Origin of the sequence: Kitasatospora herbaricolor, assembly GCF_030813695.1 — a bacterium.
In the GTDB taxonomy this organism is placed as follows: domain Bacteria; phylum Actinomycetota; class Actinomycetes; order Streptomycetales; family Streptomycetaceae; genus Kitasatospora; species Kitasatospora herbaricolor.
Window position 1 is genome coordinate 765,310 of the sequence record NZ_JAUSVA010000002.1, and the last position, 14,541, is coordinate 779,850.

Annotated in this window: 14 protein-coding genes; 7 read left to right on the forward strand and 7 right to left on the reverse strand. The window is 74.0% G+C overall.

Annotation, left to right across the window (positions count from 1 at the left end; all coding sequences use genetic code 11):
* Positions 1–112: 112 nt before the first annotated feature.
* Entirely contained in the window at positions 113–1,555 is a 1,443-nt protein-coding gene (locus J2S46_RS03885; protein WP_191293753.1) for an aldehyde dehydrogenase, read from the reverse strand.
* Positions 1,556–1,801: 246 nt separating this feature from the next.
* Here J2S46_RS03885 and J2S46_RS03890 point away from each other — a divergent pair, with 246 nt between their 5' ends.
* The gene (locus J2S46_RS03890) at positions 1,802–2,068 is read left to right on the forward strand and encodes an RNA polymerase sigma factor (protein ID WP_191293754.1); all 267 of its coding nucleotides are present in this window, start codon (positions 1,802–1,804) and stop codon (positions 2,066–2,068) included.
* Between the two features lie 290 nt (positions 2,069–2,358).
* Here the strand turns inward: J2S46_RS03890 and J2S46_RS03895 are convergent, their stop codons facing one another.
* Positions 2,359–2,838: an SsgA family sporulation/cell division regulator gene (locus tag J2S46_RS03895; protein ID WP_191293755.1), complete on the reverse strand. Its 480-nt coding sequence runs from the start codon at positions 2,836–2,838 to the stop codon at positions 2,359–2,361.
* 441 nt (positions 2,839–3,279) lie between these two features.
* On the opposite strand from J2S46_RS03895, the gene J2S46_RS03900 reads away from it, so the two are divergent.
* From J2S46_RS03900 to J2S46_RS03910, 3 genes are all read left to right on the forward strand, one after another.
* Positions 3,280–4,341: an alpha/beta fold hydrolase gene (locus J2S46_RS03900; RefSeq protein WP_191293756.1), complete on the forward strand. Its 1,062-nt coding sequence runs from the start codon at positions 3,280–3,282 to the stop codon at positions 4,339–4,341.
* A gap of 345 nt (positions 4,342–4,686) precedes the next feature.
* Positions 4,687–5,175, forward strand: coding sequence for a TetR family transcriptional regulator (locus J2S46_RS03905; protein ID WP_191293770.1), 489 nt, complete (start codon positions 4,687–4,689; stop codon positions 5,173–5,175).
* 204 nt (positions 5,176–5,379) lie between these two features.
* On the forward strand, positions 5,380–5,787 hold the full coding sequence (locus J2S46_RS03910; RefSeq protein WP_191293757.1) for a hypothetical protein: 408 nt from the start codon (positions 5,380–5,382) through the stop codon (positions 5,785–5,787).
* 63 nt (positions 5,788–5,850) lie between these two features.
* Here J2S46_RS03910 and J2S46_RS03915 read toward each other — a convergent pair whose 3' ends face one another.
* Complete coding sequence (locus J2S46_RS03915) at positions 5,851–6,645, reverse strand: alpha/beta hydrolase (RefSeq protein WP_191293758.1); 795 nt, start codon at positions 6,643–6,645, stop codon at positions 5,851–5,853.
* Positions 6,646–6,974: 329 nt separating this feature from the next.
* Here J2S46_RS03915 and J2S46_RS03920 point away from each other — a divergent pair, with 329 nt between their 5' ends.
* Positions 6,975–7,439, forward strand: coding sequence for an SsgA family sporulation/cell division regulator (locus J2S46_RS03920; protein ID WP_191293759.1), 465 nt, complete (start codon positions 6,975–6,977; stop codon positions 7,437–7,439).
* 315 nt (positions 7,440–7,754) lie between these two features.
* Here J2S46_RS03920 and J2S46_RS03925 read toward each other — a convergent pair whose 3' ends face one another.
* Positions 7,755–9,365 (reverse strand): DUF6351 family protein, encoded by a 1,611-nt coding sequence (locus J2S46_RS03925; protein WP_307348669.1) that lies wholly within the window; start codon positions 9,363–9,365, stop codon positions 7,755–7,757.
* Between the two features lie 368 nt (positions 9,366–9,733).
* A complete protein-coding gene (locus J2S46_RS03930) occupies positions 9,734–9,904 on the reverse strand; it encodes a hypothetical protein (RefSeq protein ID WP_191293852.1) in 171 nt (56 codons plus the stop codon).
* Between the two features lie 363 nt (positions 9,905–10,267).
* Between J2S46_RS03930 and J2S46_RS03935 the strand changes: the two genes are divergently transcribed.
* Positions 10,268–10,828, forward strand: a complete 561-nt coding sequence (locus tag J2S46_RS03935; RefSeq protein ID WP_191293853.1) for a hypothetical protein — start codon at positions 10,268–10,270, stop codon at positions 10,826–10,828.
* A gap of 250 nt (positions 10,829–11,078) precedes the next feature.
* Here the strand turns inward: J2S46_RS03935 and J2S46_RS03940 are convergent, their stop codons facing one another.
* Entirely contained in the window at positions 11,079–11,507 is a 429-nt protein-coding gene (locus J2S46_RS03940; protein WP_191293854.1) for an SRPBCC family protein, read from the reverse strand.
* A gap of 574 nt (positions 11,508–12,081) precedes the next feature.
* On the reverse strand, positions 12,082–12,951 hold the full coding sequence (locus J2S46_RS03945; protein ID WP_191293856.1) for a Bax inhibitor-1/YccA family protein: 870 nt from the start codon (positions 12,949–12,951) through the stop codon (positions 12,082–12,084).
* Positions 12,952–13,620: 669 nt separating this feature from the next.
* Between J2S46_RS03945 and J2S46_RS03950 the strand changes: the two genes are divergently transcribed.
* Positions 13,621–14,469, forward strand: a complete 849-nt coding sequence (locus J2S46_RS03950) for an alpha/beta fold hydrolase (RefSeq protein WP_191293857.1) — start codon at positions 13,621–13,623, stop codon at positions 14,467–14,469.
* Positions 14,470–14,541: the final 72 nt, after the last annotated feature.

Genomic DNA, 14,541 nt, shown 5'->3' on the forward strand with positions numbered 1-14,541 from the left:
GTCGGTCGAGGAAGCGCCGGGCCGCAGGTTCGCGGCCGGTGGCGGCGGGGACGGGACGGGGCCCGGGGGCGGCGGCGGCCGAGCTGCCGCCGCCCGGACCACGGGTCGTGCGTCAGAGGGTGATGGTCTTGTACTCGGTGTAGGTGCCGAGGCCGACGGCGCCGTACTCGCGGCCGGTGCCGCTGGCCTTGAAGCCGCCGAACGGGCCGTCGAAGCCGACGGCGGCGCCGTTGACGGTCACCGTCCCGGTGCGGATGCGGCGGGCGACCTCCAGCGCGTGCTCCTCGCTCGCGGACCAGACACCGCCCGACAGGCCGTACTCGGAGTCGTTGGCGATCCGGACGGCGTCGTCCTCGTCCTCGTAGGCGATGACCACCAGGACCGGGCCGAAGATCTCCTCCTGGGCGATGCGCATGGAGTTGTCGACGTCGGCGAAGAGGGTCGGGGTGACGTAGTAGCCGTCCTCCAGCCCTTCGGGAACCTGCGGGCCGCCGGTGACCAGGCGGGCGCCCTCCTCGATGCCGAGGGCGATGTACTGGCGGACGCGCTCCTGCTGGTCGCGGCGGATCATCGGCCCGATGAAGGTGTCGGGGTCGGTGGGATCACCGACCTTGAGGGACTCGACGAGCTCCTTCAGTCCGGCGACGACCTCCGCGTAGCGGCTGCGCGGGGCCAGGACGCGGGTCTGCGCGATGCAGGATTCGCCGTTGTTGAGCAGGGAGGAGAACTTGAGGCCCTGGACCGCCCGCCGGATGTCGGCGTCGGGCAGGATGACGGCGGCCGACTTGCCGCCCAGCTCCAGGCTGACGCGCTTGAGCTGTTCACCGGCGATCGAGGCGATCCGCCGGCCGGCCTGGGTGGAGCCGGTGAAGGCGATCTTGTCGACGTCCGGGTGCGAGACCAGGTACTCGCTGGTCTCCCGGTCGGCCGGCAGGATGCTGACCACTCCCCCGGGCAGTCCGACCTGCTCCAGCAGGTCGGCGAGCAGGCCCATGCTCAGTGAGTTCTCCGGGGAGGCCTTCAGGACCACCGAGTTGCCCGCCAGCAGCGCCGGGATGATCTTGGCGGTGGCGGCGGAGAAAGGCGAGTTCCACGGGATCACCGCGGCCACCACGCCCACCGCCTCGCGGCGCACCACGCTCCGCACCGGCGAGGCCGGGTCGGAGGGGGTCAGGGTCTGCTCCCACCCGAACTCCTCGGCGGCCTTCAGGTAGGCGTTGGCCTGGCGGGTCAGGCCCGCCTGGCCGGCCCTGGTGAACCAGCCCGCCGAGCCGTTCTCGGCCGCGATCAGCCGGGCGATCCGCTCCGCGTTCTTCTCCCGCAGTTCGTTGAAGTGCCGCAGCACCGCCACCCGTTCCAGCGGCGGGGTCTCGCGCCAGGCGCCCTCGTCGAAGGCGGCGCGGGCGGCGGCCACGGCGCGGTCCACGTCGGCCGGCCGGGCCTGCGCGGCCCTGCCGATCACCGTCCCGTCGTGCGGGGACCGGATGTCCAGCGGTTCGGCGTCGCTCGGCTCGGTCCAGGCACCCGCGATGAAGAGCCGGTCGTAGATGATCATGTCTCTCTCCTGCACTCTCTCGTTTTCTGTCACATCAATGTAGCACTTAATGCGGCTATAGCTACATGCCTGCCGGCTGTAGACAGCTTTCCGCCATCCCCGTGGGGTACCTGAGGGCATCACGTGACCACGCGACCCGCCCGGGACGGCCGCGACGGGAGGGCCCGTGCCATCGGCTCCGGCGACGACCGCGTGACCCCCGGGGCCCGGGGCTCGGACCCCGGGGCCAGTGGGAATCCGTCCGACGTGGACCTCGTCCCGGGCACCCGCACCGGCGAGGTCGCCGCGCTGGGCGCGCTGCTCGAACGCCACCGGGCCGGGATCCGCGCCGTGGCGGTGAGTCTCCTGGGCAATGCACCCGACGCGGACGACGCCGTCCAGGACGCCTCGTTGATCGCGCTGCGGCGGATCGGCGACCTACGGCAACCCGACCGGCAACCCGACTCCGTCGGCGGGTGGTTGCGCGTCCTGCAGGTGTTCGCAGCAGGGCACACCCATGGGGCAACCCGATGACCGACCAACCGTCCGACCTGCTGTCGCGCGGGGCCCACGAGATCCTGCTCGACGGCCTGACGCAGCGCTACCACGTGTACGGGTCGGGGCCCTTCTGTCCGGCCGTACCCGGCGGACCGGGAGAACCTGCGGTGACGAACGGGCTCCTGGGCACGGGGGTGTTCCTCTCAGCAGCCGACCGGAAGGTCGTGGGGCCGCAGGCGCGGGCCCTTGTCGGCCCGCGCACGACGTCGGACCGGGCCCGCCGACGGGGAGGGACGACCGACGGGGAGGGGCGGCGCCGCCGGCCCTCAGTCCTCCGTCGGCCGGTGGCGGTCGTCGAGCAGCCCCGAGATGAATCCGTCCCAGTCCAGGGATTCGCCCTCGGCCTGCGCCGACACGATCGCGTAGGTCGCCTCGAGCCAGTTCACCAGGGCCGTTACGGGCAGCTCCAGCACGGCGCTGGACCGCCGCGACGCCAGCAGGAGGAAGGCGGCCTCGCCCTCCCTACCCGGCGCCGGCCACACCTGCACCTGGCCTTCGCCGCTCTCCTCGAACAGCCCTTGGTGGAGCAGTTCCCGGCCTATCCGCCACACGACACCCGGGCCACGGGTCGGCACCAGGGTCACGGACACGATCATGGGCGTGGCCGGTTCGAAGCGTAGCTCCGCCCGGACGGGCCGCCAGGCGTAGCCGTCCAGCACCCGCTTGACCAGCAGGGTCAGCACCGGCACGTCCTGGGGCCGGGGCCCCGTGCGCCGCTCCCGGAGGCCGTACTGTTCGCCGTCCATGGCGGGTTCCCCTTCTGCAGAGCGATTTCGTCAGCCCTGACTGTCGCCTACGGGCGCGGCGCGCGACATCAGTCACTTGACGACGAGCCCGTACCGGTCATGGCGGGCTCCTGCCGTTCCGTGCCCGCTTCTCGCCTTCCGCCGCCTGCACGGGCGGCCGGCCGCGGCTCCGGCGTTCCCGGCATCCGGGCATCCACCCTGCCCGCCCGTGTCCCAGGGGAGACGGTGCCTGCGCCCGACCGTCAACTGACTGATGTCGCGGGCCCGCACGGGCGGAAGAGTGAGATGCGCCGGCCCGGTGGACCGGCCCCCGCCAGGTCCGCCCCGGGACTCCGTACGCCAGGCGGGGCACAGGTGGGGCGCGGCCCGTCGCAGACGGGAATGCCCCGGAGACCCCTGCTCGGCACCGAGGGCACCTCCGCATCACACGAAAGGCATCACATGATCGACAGGCGTAGCTTCAACAAGGCTCTGGGACTGGGCGCCGGCGCGGCCGCCGCCTCGCTGACCGGTCTGCAAGGGGTCGCCGACGCCGCGCCCCTCCCGGGCCGCCCCGGAAAGGCCCCGGTCGTACCGACCGTCGCGCCGGGCACCCACACGACCTTCCCGCCCCTGAAGCAGATCGAGGCCGGGCTGCTGAACGTCGGCTACGCCGAACTCGGCCCCGCTCGTGGCCCGGTGGTCCTCTGCCTGCACGGCTGGCCCTACGACATCCACAGCTTCGTCGACGTGGCCCCGCTGCTCGCCGGCCTCGGGTACCGGGTGATCGTCCCCTACCTGCGCGGCCACGGCACCACCGGCTTCCTGTCGCCCCGGACCTTCCGCAACGGCCAGCAGTCCGCCATCGCGCTGGACATCATCGCCCTGATGGACGCCCTGCGGATCGACAAGGCGGTCGTGGCCGGCTTCGACTGGGGCTCGCGGACCGGTGACATCCTGGCCGCCCTCTGGCCCGACCGCGTCAAGGCGCTGGTCTCGGTGAGCGGCTACCTCATCACCAACCGCGCGGCCCAGCTGGAGCCGATCGCCCCGGCCGGCGAGCACACCTGGTGGTACCAGTACTACTTCGCCACCGAGCGCGGCGAGAAGGCCATGCAGACCAAGAACCTCCGGCACGACCTGACCCGGCTGGTCTGGCAACTGGTCTCCCCCACCTGGAGCTTCGACGACGCCACCTTCGAGCGCACCGAGGCCGCCTTCGAGAACCCCGACTACGCGGCGATCGTGATCCACAACTACCGCTGGCGGCTCAGCGTCGCCGAGGGGGAACGCCGCTACGACCGCTACGAGGACCGGCTGGCCCGGAAGCCGACCATCGGCGTGCCGACCATCACCCTGGACCCGGCGCTGGACCCGTTCACCGCCCCCGGCGACGGTTCCACCTACCGCGCCATGTTCACCGGGCCCTACGAGCACCGGACCCTGGCCGGCATCGGCCACAACCTCCCCCAGGAGGCACCGACGGCGTTCGCCCAGGCCGTCGTGGACGTCGACCACTTCTGACCGGAACCACCGAGGGGCCCGGCTACGGCCGGGCCCTTTCTGTGACCGCCCCTCTTCTCGGATTCCCGGAACTTCCTCCTCCCGGTGGGCGAGGGCGACTGCTCTGCTCGGCCCGGTCGGTGGGGCGCAGGAAGGACGGATCAGTACACCTGGAGGTCCAGGGCCCCCGGGCGCGGGTGGGCTGTCGCCGCGGGCCTAGTGCCACAGTCCTGACGCGTTTGCGCGTATCCATGGCGCCGGTCCGTGGTGGTCGCGGCCGCAGACTGCACACCGGCGGGTAGACTTCCCGCTGTGAGAGCTGATGCCGCGCGGAACATCCAGGCCGTACTGACCACCGGAGCGCGGATGCTGGCCGCCGACCCGGGAGCCAGCATCTCCGCCATAGCCGCGGAGGCGGGGGTGGACCGGCGCACCGTGTACCGGCGGTTCGCCTCGCGTGAGGACCTCCTGGCGGCCGTGTACGCGGCCCGCCTGGAGGCCGTCGAGCACGCCATCGCCGACGCCCGCCTGCGAGAGGCCCCCGTCGCCGTGGCCCTGCACCGCTACGTGGAGAACGTCATCGAGGTCAACCGGACCTGGCCGGTGGACCTCACCCGGATGCTCGCCGACCGGGAAAGCCGTGAACGCCGGGACGTCGCCGTCGCCGAGGTCGACGCCTTCCTGCGTCGCGCCACCGACGAAGGCCTGCTCAGCGCCTCGCTGCCGGCGGGCTGGGCCGCCGCCCTGCTGCCGGAACTCATGCACCTGGCCGCCCGGCAGGAGCCGGAGCTGGCGGCCGGCCCGGCGGCAGACCTGGTCGTCGCCACCCTGCTGCGGGGGATCGGCGCACCCTGACCGCCGGCCGAGGTACGGCCGCCCCGGCCGGCCCGGCCGGCCCGGCTGTCCGACCGGGAGCGCCGGCTCCGTGAGGTGGCCGGCTCGGCGGGACGAAGCCCGCTGCGGGAAGCGCCGCACCGTCACGGGGCGGCCCGTCCGCTCCGGACTCGGCCGGGTGTGACCCGGGCGTGGTGACGTGGGCCGCCCGCTGCCGCTCGACATGTGTCTGGTTGGGCGCGACACAGGTGTGCGCTCTCGCCGCCACTTCCGCGCGGTGCACTGATCACCTACGGGGCGCCGGCGACGACGGCCGACGGCGAGCAGGACGCGACCGCCCCGTACGAACGGGCCGAGTCGCTCGCGGACAACGCCGGTTTCCCCTTCGAGCTGGCCCGCATCCGGCTGGCCCGCATCCGGCTGGCCCGTGGCATCCGCGTCCGCCACGCGCAGGGGCCGAAGGCGGCCCGTCAGACGCGGACGCGGGCGGCCGAGGCCTTCGAACGGCTCGGTGCGACCCCATGGGCGAACCGGGCCCGGGCCGAGCTCCGGGCCTCCCGGACGGCCACCCGGCCCTCGTCCGCGGCGCTGCGCGACGCGCTGGGCAACGCCCCCGAGGGGAGCAACGGTTAGGCCGCTCCGGCGGAGGACGACGGCGGCCCGTCCGCGCCGGCGGGCCGGGTCGGCGGTGGCCGGTCACCGGTGGCCGGGTCCGGTGGGCCGCACGCCCCGTCGGTCGAGCCAGCCGAGCACGTGGTCGGCGACGAACGGCCAGCCGCTGTCGACGACCAGCGAGTGGCCCCGGTCGGCGAACTGCTTGAGGTCCGTCAGGGCCGTGGAGTCGCCGTACTCCTTGTACACCGTCCGGGTCACGGCGTCGGGGACCAGCAGGTCCTCCTGGCCGGAGACCAGCAGCAGCGGACCGCGCCCGGTGTTCCCGGTGTCCACGAGGACGCTCGGCCGGCGCGGCCGGCCGTCGCAGCCGAGGTCGTCGAGCAGGCGGCGCGGGACGGGCACCGCGTACCGCTCGTACAGCCGCTCGGACTCCTCGGGGCCGGCGGCGTTGGCGAACACGGCGCGGAAGCACTCGGGGGTGAGCAGGACCGGGGCCCGGGACGGCTCCGCGACGGGCCCGGGGCGGGTGTGCAGCGCGATGTCGTTGATGGGCGCCGGGGCGATGGCGACCGCCGCCTGCCCCAGCCGGTCCCCGATCAGGTGCTGGGCGACCAGTCCACCGACCGAGTGCCCGACGATCACCGGAGGAACGTCGAAGGAGCGTACGACCTCGGCGAAATGCTCGGTCAGGTCGTCCAGTCCGAGGTCGGGGACGGCGTGCGGACGCTCGCGCGCCTCGCGCGCGGTGGGCGGTTCGCCGGGCCACCCGGGCGCGCAGGTGGCGTAGCCGTGTCCGGCGAAGCGCGCCGCCCAGGACTCCCACGACCTTGCGTGCAGCCACGCGCCATGGATGAACACGACGGGAGTACGGATCACCACTGGTCCTCCGAGCCTGATGACGGCCTGCACCGATGCGGCCACCACCCCAGCTTGCTGGAGGGTGCTTCGTGGGGGATCAGTCGAATGACTGAAAGTGACCGGGTGCGGACGCGCCCGGCCCGGCGGCCCGTACGGCGGGCAGCCCGCCGGGCCGGTCCGGCGGGGCGCACGCGGCGGTTCGGGCGGCCTCCGAGCCGGACAGCGACGTGTGCCACACCGGTACCGGTCGGTCCGTGATGCTAACCGTCACCTTACGGATGTGTGCCGCGGCGGGGGCGTCGAGAGTGGGTGTCGCCAGCCACCGTCATTCGAGAGGACCATGCGGCATGAACGACGACCAGCCCGGAGCGAGCGGGTACCCGGAGGCCTCCCCGGGCCCGCTGTCCCTGGACATCCACCAGCTCGTGGGCTTCTGCGGACAGCGGCGCTCGCTGCGGGCGGAGTTCCGGTTCGATCCGGCCACCGCGCTGGTCGTCACGGTGACCTTCGTGGCGCCGGAGGGCCGCATCCCCTGGGTGATGGGACGGGACCTGCTGGACCAGGGCCTGTCGGTGCTCGGCGGGCTGGGGGACGTCCAGATCTGGCCGGTCAGCCCGGAAGGGGCGCGGACCGCGCGCCTGCAGCTCAACCACCCCGACGGGACGGCCCTGTTCGAACTCCCGCTGCCCCCGCTGGTCCGGTGGCTGGCGGCCACCTACCGAAGGGTGCCCGCCGGTGCCGAGCTGCGGGACGTGGACTGGGACGCCTGGGCCGCCGCTCTGCACGAGTCGCCCGAGGTCCGCTCGGACTGACCGCCCGCCGGCCCCGGACACGGCCGGTGGACCGCGCGGCGGCATGCCGGACGCCCTTCGCCCGCCTCTCCACCGCCTCTCCTGCGCCCGCCCGGCAGCGCCGACGTGCGGCCGCCCACGCCCCCTCCCCCGGGGGCGCGGGCGGCCGCTTGGCCGTCCTGGCACGGGTGCCGGGCAGGCCCGGCCGCGGTGCCGCCCCGAGCGCCGTACCGGCCCGCCGAGGCCTCGTCACCCCGCGGCCGTGCCGGCGGCCCGTGGCAGCGCCGCGGCCCGCACCCCTGGGCGGGGTGCGGGCCGCGGCGCCGGTGCGTCGGCTCAGTGACCGGAGGCCGGGGCGCAGCGGAAGCTGGCCGGGTCGGCGATGTCACCGCCCCGGTAGCGCGAGACCGACGGGTAGGCGCACAGGTTCCGGCTGACGCTCCCGCCGGAGGCCGTGGTCAGCGTGGCGGCCAGCGTCTTCGGTGCCTTGCCCTGCTCGACCCAGGCGGTCAGGGCCGCCAGGCCGCTGTTCTGGCCGTTGAGCCCGCAGTGGGCGGTGCCGGGCGCGAGGAAGAGGCGGTAGAAGTCGTCGGTCTTCTTCGCGCCGCCCATCCGCCGCTCGACCTGCTGACGGTACTTCACGGTGCCGTCGGTGGGGATGTACTGGTCGGCGGTGCCGTGGTAGGTGAGGAGCTTCCCGCCGGCCTTGCGGAAGGCGGACAGGTCGGGGTCGTCCGTTCCGATGATCTTGTCGTACTCGTTCTGGGACTGCTTGAAGAGCTGGGTGAACTGCCCGTAGGTGATGGTCGAGACGTCGAACGCGGGCTGCTTCTTGAGCCAGCCGGACACCCACTCGGCCGGGACGGGGAAGGGCGTGCCCACGGGCCTGCCGTCCGCCCCGGTCGTCGTGCCCGCCAGACCGCTGAGGTCCGCCCCGGCCGGGACGCCGGCCCACAGCTTCTGCCCCGACGGGGTGCGCGGCCCGTCCCAGATCCGGCGGACCACCTCGGCGTCGGCCGCGGTGATCGTGAGCTGCCGGCCGTCGCACTCGACGGTGCTGCCGATCAGCCGGCGCGGGTCGTAGCCGCACCGGTCGGGGTCGGACACCAGGCCGTCCACGGCGCCGTCGTCCGGGTCGCAGGCCTGGACGGCCGCGTCGGTGAAGGCCTTGAACTCGCAGCCGGTCGGGTAGGTCTGCTGCTCGTTCATCACCACCTGCGGCCACAGCGTGGCGACCTCGAACTCGTCCCAGTTGACGGCCGGGGCGTTGGCGAGGATGCCGTCGTAGTCCTCCGGGTACTTCTGGGCCTCCGCGTAGCCCTGCCGCCCGCCGGTCGAGCAGCCGGTGAAGTACGCGTAGGAGGCGGCGCGACCGTAGACGCCGGCGACGACCTGCTTGGCAAGGACCGCCGCCTCGTGCTCGGAACGCGAGGCGAAGTTCTCCAGCAGCCCGGTGTCGACCTTGCCGCCGGCGTCGAGGGCCCAGCTCGTGTCGAGGTACGAGCCGACGCCCGCGTCGGTGGTCGCGGCGGCGTAGCCGCCCTTGACCGCCCCGGCCAGGTCGCTGCCGTAGTCGCCGGCCGCGTAGGCGCTGCCGCCCACCGACTGCAGCCGGCCGTTCCAGTTCTCCTGCGGCAGCCAGACCCGGACGTGGGCGTGGTCGCCCTGGCCGGGGTGGGTGAGCGTCACCGTGACGTCGCAGAAGGCCGGGACGTCGGGGACGTGCGCCGCGGGCAGCGGGAACACCGCGGGCACCTCGAAGGTGCCGGCGGCCCGGGCGACCGCGGTGACGCCCTCCACCCGGGTACCGGCCGGCGCGTCCAGCACGGGGGCGGTGCAGCTGTGGGCGGCTGCCGCCGGGCCGCCCGCGGCGGCCGAGGCGCTGGGCGCGTAGATGGCCGCGGCCAGCGGTACTCCGGCCGCGAGGACCGTCAGAAGTCGTTTCATCGATGTGCCGTCCAAGGTAGTGGGGTCGTTCCGGTCCTCCGGGACGCCGCAGGGCGTGCGTCCGGGGGTGGGCCCGCGGCCGGCGGGAGCGCCGGACGTGGGCGGCAGTTGCGGGGTGCACTCGACCGGGGTGGGCGCCGTGCGGTCCGCCGCTGACGGGATTCAGACTGGCCGGGTACGGGGGGAGCACACATCAGTCAGGTGACGGCCCGGGACGGGTACCCGTCGCGAACACCTGACCGGGCGTGCCCTAGGTCATTCGACGGTCCCGCCGCCCGGGCCCTCCTCCGGCGGCCACCGGGGACGGTGGCCGCGCGCCCGCTCCGGACCGGTTCGAGGCGGCGGGGGCAGCCGGACCTCCCGCCGCGTCAGTGGTACACGGCCAGGTGGTTGCGGTAGGCGAACCCGTCGCCGGAGCTGAGAAGCCGCACGACCGCCGTGCAGTAGCGCCGGTGATGCCGCTCCTCACGGCGCCCGAGGGTCACCGCGGGCACACCCGTCCGGCCGGCGGACAGGCCGTGCGGCGCAGGCCCGTCCACAGGGGGGACCTGCGCGGACCCGCAGGCGTGTCCCGAGATACCCACCGGAAGCAGGACCACCACCGCATCGGAGATGCGTATGCCGCTCTCGCGGGCGGTGCGACATGTGTGTCCCCTGCCGGCCGCCCAGGTCGGAGCCGACCGGCCCCGGCCCCGGCATCCGTGCACCGGCACGGACGGCCTGCGGATGTGCCAGGATGGTCGCCGCTGACGATTCACCGACATGCTCCGGGGCATGTTCCCCGGTGGGCGGTGCTCGGGGCGGTCCGGTGGCGAGCCACGTTTCCTGACGTGCTCACGGTGTCCTGGACCTCGGCGCGCAGACATGCCCAGCCCATCCCAAGTACGGAGGAGTGACCGGTTGTGACCAGCCAGTCAGCCGCCACGCTCCGATCGCGGTACGTCGCACAGGCCACGTCGGATCTGGAGGAGAACCGCCGCCGGCAGCAGGACCTGGCCGAGGAGCTCAAGTCGCTGCGGCAGGAGGAGGCGCTCCTGATCGACATCATGACGCTGGCCGAGCACTACCAGGACGGCGCGGAGCCCTCCCCCCTGCCGGAGCAGGCTCAGGCCGAACCGGTGCCCGTCCGGCCGCGGCGGCGCGCGAAGTCCGCCCCCGGCGCGGCCGCGGCCCGTACGGGTACCGCGCGGGCCGGCCGGAAGGGGAAGGCGCAGCAGCCGCTGCTGGGGGACATCCTGCTGGAGCTGCTCGCCGGCTACGGCGAGCCGCAGCTCGCGAAGGACCTGCGCGACGAACTCATGGCCAAGTACCCGGCCCGGGAGCCGACCCCGCAGGTCGTGCGGAACACCCTGGAGTCGCTGGTCGCGAAGGGCCGGGTACGGCGTCACAAGGAGGAGCGGTCGGTGATGTACACCCTGGACGGCGGTGCCCACGGGGCTGCTGCTGGTGGTACGGCCGGATAGCACCTCGCGGCCGGGAGAGCCGGGGGCGTCGCGCAACGGTCCGCTCCCTCGCGATCTCCCCGCCCCTCCGGCCCACGGTCCTGTCACCCGCGGGCCGGCCCACGGTCCGTGTGCCCCGAGGCACGGGGTGGTCCTCGGACCGCTCACATGTGTGCCAGGACGTGCCGCGCACCGGGCAGCCGGCAGCGGCCGCTCGGTCACCGCGCCGCACGGCACCGCACCGCACCGCCGATCGTGCGGCCGGCCACCTTCACCTGGCCTGCAGTGGCCCGGCGAGGGACTTGCGCAGGGCACCGGGAGCGACTACGGGAAGCAGCGCGGCGAGGATCTTTCCCTTGAGCGCGCGAGGTCGTCGCGTCAGTTCCACGTCGACGCGGGTGCCGTCGCCCTCGGGGGTCATCCGGAAGACCCAGCCGCCACCGGCGCCGAAGAGCTTCGAGTCGAGCGTCGTGACGGTGACGGTGTCGCCGTCAGGGGCCCACTCGTAGCGGGCACGCTCCCAGGCCGCGGCGGTTCCCTCGGTCACCTCGGCCCGATCGACCCCCAGGTCGTGGACGGTGAAGTGCTCGGCGTCGATCGTGGACCAGACCTGCGGGCGGGAGGGGCCGAAGTCGGTGAGCACCTCCCGGACGGCCGACGGGCTCAGCGCGGAGACGAGGTGGATGCGGACGACTGCCATGAGGGAGTTCCTTAAAGGTGAGTAACCGCTTTGACTAGTGACGACCTTTCCAGGATCGTCATCACCTGTCAAGACGGTTACGGCGTAAGGCTCTTTCCTCGAAGGCGCCGGATCGGAACCGGCGACCGCCCGGTCCGACCAAAGGTCATGGCCGGACTGCGCGCCCGCCGTGGCCGCCGGGCGACAAGGGCCGCGGCCAGTAGGACACCGGCGGCAGACATGCCGGCAGCTGGCCCGCGACGAGCCAGGCCAAGGTGGCATCCCCGGCGCACTCCGCCGGCGCGCACGACCCCGAACCGCGGGCGAGCGATTCCGCGAGCACCCCCGACGCCCGCAGCAGCAGGGCCGGCAGTGCGGCGATCCTCGTGGCGGCGCGCAGCCGCTCCGACCGGGGCATCGTGTGAATCCTTTCGCGGGGCGCCACCCGTGCTGCGCAGCATGTTTGTTGACGAGTCATCAGATCCGGCTTCGCCGACCGGGGCCGCCGGGGCGCACGACCCGGAGGTGCCGCCGGCCCGAGGGACCCGGGCGGCGGACGGCGGACGGCGGACCCGGGCGGCGGACGGCGGACCCGTCAGTCGTCGCCCCGGAGCAGCGTCAGCACCCGGAGCGCCTCCAGGTAGATCCACACCAGCGTCAGGGTGAGCCCGAAGGCGGCCAGCCACGCCTCCTCGCGCGGGGCGCCGTCCGCCACGGCGTCCTCCACCTGCCGGAAGTCCAGCGCGAGGAAGCAGGCACCGAGGACGATCCCGGCGACGCCGAACGCGATGCCGATGCCGCCGCTGTCGAAGCCGAGCCCGTTCCCGCCGCCGAAGGCCGAGAACAGCAGGTCGGCGACGGTCAGCAGGACGAATCCGGTCGCCGCCGCCAGGACGAAGCCGGAGAACCTGGCGGTGACCCGGATCCAGCGCATCCGGTAGGCGATCAGCACGCCGGCCGAGACCGTCAGGGTGCCGAGCACCGCCTGGACGACGACCCCGGGGGCGATGTACGTCGAGGTGACATCGGACAGGACGCCGACGAAGACGCCCTCGAAAGCCGCGTAGCAGAGGATCAGCACCGGGGACGGCCGGCGCCGGAACGTCTGCAGGAGCGACAGGACGACCGCCACCAGCGCGCAGCCGACGGCGACGGCGTACGAGCGGGCGACACCGGTCTCGTCCACGGGCAGCAGGATCCAGGAGAGCACCGCCGCCAGCGCCACCGTGCCCAGGGTCGCGGCGGTTCGGACCACCACGTCGTCCAGGGTCATCGGCCTGCCGCCGGCGGGGACGTCCTCGGCCGGTCCCGGTGCGTCGAAGCCCGCGTAGGGGCTTCGGGGGCGGTCACCGGGCAGCGGTGAGCCCGCGGACAGGCCGACCGGCCGGGGCTCCGCGACCCCCGTACCCGGGGCGTCGATGCGGCTGATGCCCCGCCTGGACAGGATCGGGTTGCTGGTTCTCACGGTGTTCTCCTTCTTGGGGACGTCGCCGTCGCACGGGCCGTTCGTGCCGGCCGGACCCTCGGCCGGTGACGGCGCAGGGGCGGGGGCGGGGGCGGGAACGGGGACGGGAGCGGGGACGGGAGCGGGCCAGGAGCCCGGCGCCACCTACCCTCGGCCGCCCACCGTCCCGGCACATCCGTCAGTTGACGGTCGGACAGCACCGGAACCGGCGCGGACGCACCGAGTCCTGGCCCGCGATGGCGTCCTCGCGGCCGCGGGCGACCAGGTGGCAGCAGCTTCGGCAGCGGCGGCCCCGCCTCGCACCGGACTTCCCCGGGCCCGACAACGGATGCCCGGATGCCGGCGCACCCGCCGGCTCGCAGCCCACGGCGCCGCACGGCTCGGGCACTACCGCGCGACCTCGGCGATACGCGTCATTTCGGGCGGTACGGGCGACCTCGGGCGGTTCGCGTGACGTGGGACCGTGCGCATGACGCAAGGGCCCACGGCGCGGAGGCCCGGCAACCGACCGTCATGTGACGGATCCCCGGCCCCCGGCCCGGCGAGGAGGGTGGAGCCCGTCAAGCCCCCTCGGACGCCGCCCCGCAGCGGAACGGCGGGCCGTGCGGCGCACGGCCCGGGGTGGCTCCTCCCCACACATGTCGATCTCACCCGGAAGGGGTTCTCCCCATGGCAGGTAGCAACAACTGGCGCAAGCGGTGGTTTCCGACGGTCGTCGTCCCGATGGTCGCGGCCGGTGCGGTGCTGGGCTCCGTCGTCGTCGGTGGCCCGGCGAACGCCACCACTCCCACGGTGACCGCCGAGCGGGCCAGGCCCACCGTCGTCCTGGAGCACGGGGCGTTCGCCGACGGCTCCAGCTGGAGCAGCGTCATCACCCGGCTGCGGGCGGACGGCTACCCGGTGGTCGCCCCCGCCAACCCGCTTCGCGGGCCGGCCGCCGACGCCGCGGTGCTGCGGAGCGTCCTGGACGGCATCCAGGGGCCCAAGGTGCTGGTGGGGCACTCCTACGGAGGCTCCGTCATCAGCGCCGCCGGCGCGAACGACCCGGAGGTGAAGGCCCTGGTCTACGTGGCCGCGTTCCTGCCGGCCCCGGGCGAGACGGCGCTGGAACTCACCAACAAGTTCCCCGGCTCCACGCTCCCGGACGCCCTGAACCCGATCACCTACACGCCGGCCGGCGGCACCGCGACCACCGACCTGTACATCCGGGCGGACAAGTTCCGCCACCAGTTCGCCGCCGATGTACCGGCCGCCCAGGCCGCCGTCATGGCCGCCGCCCAACGGCCCGTCGCCCAGAGCGCCCTGGCGGAGAAGGCCACCGCCGCAGCCTGGCAGGAGAAGCCGAGCTGGGACATCGTCACCACCCAGGACCTCAACATCCCGGCGGCCGCGCAGCTGTACATGGCCCGCCGCGCGCACGCCCACGTCACCGAGGTCGCCGCCTCGCACTCCGTCGCGGTCTCCCACCCGGCCCTGGTCGCCCAGGTCATCGAGGAGGCGGCCAGGGCCGGCCGCTGACGCGGGCGGCACACACCCGACGGCCGCGCGGCAGCACGCGGAAGGCCCGCCCGGCGCGGACCGCCGTCCTGC